Below are 4,321 nucleotides of genomic sequence, written 5' to 3'. Positions count from 1 at the left end.
AAAACCCCGCCAACACAAGGAAAACAAGGACCACCACCCCACCCAACACCCACACAAGACCAAAACCAGCCACTATGCAGTGAGTCACACACCAGAAGCGGTCGGGTTGTCAGCCTTTGACGCGCAGCTCCACACTGAAATCAGCTTCGCGGGGCCGCAGCCGGTAGGCCTCCAGGACACCGGGTCCGCAGGCAGCTGTCCCAACTCCCCGCAGCGCATGATCCACGTAGACGTAGGTCCGGCCATCCGGCACAAGGTCGTCCCGGTGGGCAGCAGCGTCGAGGTGCTCCTGCGAGAAGGGCCGGACGGTCAGTGCGAAGGGGGCTCCCTGCACCTCGAAGCTGCCGGCGGCCAGTTCCACCGCCGCCTGGATAACCCCGGACCTGGCCCCGGACTCCTGCGGCCGGACATAGTCCTCGTTCATTGCCGTCGCCGGCAGCGTGTACCTGCCAAACCGGGCGCCCTGCCCGGTGTCCGCATAGCTCTGGTGCGGACCCTGGCCAAACCAGCTCACTGCCTTTGCCTCTGAAGCCAGGACAAACTCCAGGCCGATCCGGGCCCACTCGACCGGCAACCCGCCGTCGATCCACTCTCCGTCGGGCCGGACCTGCGTGCGCAGCCCAACCCACTCGTTGTCACTGCTCCACGAGTAGTCAACCAGGACGCCGAACTGCTTGTCGGCCGCCGCCATGCGCGTCCGTACCGTAAGGATCTCGCCGCCCTCGGCGGTACGGTCCGCAGTGATGCCCAGCAGGCGGGAATGCAGCCGGTTGAGTCCGGCGTTGTGCCAGGCCGTCGACAGGGGAAGGTCGTCCCGGCCAAACCAGCCCCGGCCAAGGTCGTTGTCGGTGGGCGGCCACCACAGAACCAACCGGAAGTCCGCCACGGGGACGCCGCCAATTGAGACCGGCAGCCCGGTGGCGCGGTTGAACACCACTGCACCCAGCCGAAGTTCGGCCTGCTCCACGGCAACGCATTCGAGGGCCTGGTGCGCTGCGGCCGGAGCGCCGCTGAGGACACCCTGTCCCCAGGCAACTTCGTGGCCGGCGCCGGCCCAGTCCGAGTCGGCGGCCAGCACGGCGCTGACCGTCAGCACGGCCGCCCCGTCAAGGCCTGCAAGGCCGGCGGGCAGCGGAACTGTCGCTTCCGCACCCGGGTCCACCGCGGCTACGTCAAGCACACCCTCACGGATAACGTCGCCGCCCGGCGTGGTGCCGCCGTCGGACGTCACTGCGTACCGGAAGCTGAGCGCGGACGTGTCCGCGAAGTTGAATCCGTTCCGGACCGTGACGGTGGTCCAGTCCGCCGCCACGCCCAGGCGTACCGGCTCGATGACCTTCTTGAAATCGAGCAGCCCGGGCCGGGGCTTGCGGTTTGCGTCCACCAGGCCGTCGGTGACGAAGTTGCCGTCGTGGATTTCCTCGCCGAAGTCGCCACCGTACGCAAACTGTTCGCCGCCGTCCTTGGCAGGGACGGTGATCCCGTGCTCCAGCCATTCCCAGACGAATCCGCCCATGAGCCGCGGGTAGCGGTCAAAAAGCTCCTGGTACTCGGTCATGCCGCCCGGGCCGTTACCCATCGCGTGCACGTATTCGCACTGCACAAACGGCATGGCCCGGCGCCGGCTGTCCAGGGCGGGATCTGCCAGCGCTTCTTCTTTACCCTGCCCGATCAGCTCCGTCTCGGCGTGGTCCGCGTACATCCGCGAGTACACGTCGACGTAGGCCGAGCTCCAGTCACCCTCGTAGTGGATGGGTCGGCTGGGGTCGCGGTCCTTGGTCCAGCGGGACATCGCCTCAAGGTTCCGGCCGTTCCCGGATTCGTTGCCGAGGGACCACATGATCACCGAGGCATGGTTTTTGTCCCGCTCCACGGTCCGGCGCATCCTGTCCACCAGTGCCGATTCCCAGCGCGGATCGTCGCTGGGGTTCTGCTTCCAGCCGGCGTCAACAAAACCGTGTGTTTCGAGGTCGCATTCGAGGACCACATAGAACCCCAGCTGGTCCGCGAGGGCCAGGAATTCCGGATGCGGCGGGTAGTGGGAGGTACGGATGGCATTGATGTTGTGCTGCTTCATGAGCCGCAGCTCGGCCTCCACCACGTCACGGGGCACCACGCGGCCAAGGCGCGGGTGGTGCTCGTGCCGGTTGACGCCGCGTAGCAGGATGCGCTGGCCGTTGACTTTGAACTGCGCGTCCTCGATGGTGATGCTGCGGAAGCCCAGCTGAAGATCTACGGTTTCCCCTGCCGTGCTGACGGTGGCGGCGTAGAGGGCCGGCAGTTCCGCGGACCAGGGGCTGACGCCGGGGATCCGGTGTTCGGTGCCGGCTGCCAGTTCCAGGTTCAGCGCTGGGACGCGTACGACGGCGTCAATCGCCACGCCGGACCGGCCCGCCTCCACCCGGAGGATGCCTTCGCCGCTGCCGGCGTCGTATTCGGCGTGGACAAAGACGTCGTCGATGCCATCGGCGGGGCGGGCCTGCAGGGTGACGTCCCGGAAGATTCCGGGGAGCCACCACATGTCCTGGTCTTCCACGTAACTGGCGGCCGAAAACTGCGCCACCCGGACGGCAAGGGTGTTGGTGCCCGCCACCAGGACACCGGAGACGTCGAACTCATGGGCAAGCCTGCTGCCCCGGGTGGTCCCGAGTTCCACCCCGTTGAGCCACACCGTGGCCGCGGACTCGATGCCGTCGAAACGGAGCAGCGCAGCGGGGAGAAACTCCGGCCCTGCCGTGAACTCCGTCAGGTGGTCGCCGATGGGGTTGGCTTCGGGAACGTTGGGCGGTTCCACGGCGAACGGGAACTTGATGTTGGTGTAGGCGGGAGCGCCGTGGCCGTGCATGGACCAGCTGGACGGGACCGGCAGCCCGGTAAAGCCGGACAGGTCGCTGCCGTCCTGCCAGCCGTCCCCGGGAGCGGTGCGGATGCCATCACTGAGCCGGAAGTGCCACTCGCCGTTGAGGGAGAGCCTGGGGGCATCCGAGGTCAGGTAGGCGCGCGGTGGCAGGGTGCCGCGGGCAGGCTCCAGCGACGCAAGCTCCTTCACACCGGCAGCGCCCAGCTCGAGGCTGCGCGATGCCTGACCGGCGGTTTCGTCCGGGACGGCTTTGTCCGGAGCGGAGGGGGACTGGACTGACATGGGAATCCTCGCTGCAGGGGATGGAACAACTCCGTGAACGTTCACGATGCAGTATCAAGCGTAGCGGTTTACTTCGCGATTGAGTAGGCCCTACGCCGACTCCCGGTGAACCAACTCGTGCCGGAGGACCAGTGCCGATTGTTCCGTTCCCGCTGCCACGCTGCCGGACAGCAGGCCTTCAACGAGGCCGACGGCGGCACGCCCCACGGAGCGTAGGTCAAGGGACAGGGTGGTCAGCTCCGGTGAGGTCAGCTCACCCAGGGGTATGCCGTCCATGCCGATCACGGCGCAATCCCGGGGGACGCTGAGGCCGGCTTCCTGCAGTGCCTTGAGCGCCCCTGCTGCCATGAGGTCGTTGAACACCAGCAAGGCGTCCGGAGCGTCCTGGCCAGTAACCAAATCAAGCACTGCGGCCCGTGCTGCGGGCGCGGACGGGCCGGCAGCACGCCGGATGAGGGTGATGCCGAGTTGGTCCGCGACCGCGGCAACTGCGGTCCCCCTGCTGGCCGCAGGGCCGCCCTGGTCCGAATCCAGGAACGCGATCCTGGTGCGGCCGCTGTGCACGAGGTAGTCCAGCGCGAGCCTCGCAGCATGGTGGTAGTCGAAGGAGATCCTGCCGGCGGCCTGGCCGGCCGGGTAGTCAAGGCTGACCAGTGGACGCCTGCCCATGAGGGACTGGGCCTGGGCAGCATGGCTGCCCAGATATCCGATCAGCGCATCAACCTGGGGCGCCAGCCGTTCCACCGCATCGAGGGCTGTTGCCGTGCCGTGGCCGTAGTCGTCAACCACCACGTTCCAGCTCCGCTGGGTCGCTGCTTCCACCACGCTGGAGGCAAAGGCGGGGAAATAGGGGTTGGTCAGGTCGGGAATGGCGAGCCCCACTGACACCCGGGCGCCCTGGACCAAGCCTTTAGCGAACCGGCTGGGGCTGTAGCCCAGCTCAGCGGCGATGCCCTGCACCCGCTCCCTGGTGGCTGCACTGATGCCCGCCATGTTGTTCATGGCCCGGGTGACTGTTTGCCGGGAAACGCCGGCGGCGGCAGCCACATCAAGGATGGTGGCGCGCTTGGCAGGCTGCTGGTGGGAGGTCCGGGTCATAGACGGCAAGTCTATGACCATATGGAGTCCTGCCTGTGGTGGGGTCGGTGGCGTCCCGTCTGTCCCTCACCGTTACGCTAT

The 4,321-nt window shown here is 67.2% G+C and carries 2 protein-coding genes; both read right to left on the bottom strand.

What is annotated here, in order from left to right; genetic code table 11:
* Nucleotides 1–109: 109 nt before the first annotated feature.
* A complete protein-coding gene (locus tag QRN07_RS00010) occupies nucleotides 110–3,142 on the bottom strand; it encodes a glycoside hydrolase family 2 TIM barrel-domain containing protein (protein ID WP_285240030.1) in 3,033 nt (1,010 codons plus the stop codon).
* 90 nt (nucleotides 3,143–3,232) lie between these two features.
* On the bottom strand, nucleotides 3,233–4,240 hold the full coding sequence (locus QRN07_RS00005; RefSeq protein WP_050684034.1) for a LacI family DNA-binding transcriptional regulator: 1,008 nt from the start codon (nucleotides 4,238–4,240) through the stop codon (nucleotides 3,233–3,235).
* Nucleotides 4,241–4,321: the final 81 nt, after the last annotated feature.

The organism is Pseudarthrobacter sp. MEB009 (genome assembly GCF_030208875.1).
Taxonomy (GTDB): Bacteria; Actinomycetota; Actinomycetes; order Actinomycetales; family Micrococcaceae; genus Arthrobacter.
This window is presented reverse-complemented; position numbering and strand designations above follow the sequence as displayed.

What these genes read in the sequence shown, in the direction of transcription:
- QRN07_RS00005 (WP_050684034.1), bottom strand. Translation starts at nt 4,240, where the DNA reads ATGACCCGGACCTCCCACCAGCAGCCTGCCAAGCGCGCCACCATCCTT.
- QRN07_RS00010 (WP_285240030.1), bottom strand. Translation starts at nt 3,142, where the DNA reads ATGTCAGTCCAGTCCCCCTCCGCTCCGGACAAAGCCGTCCCGGACGAA.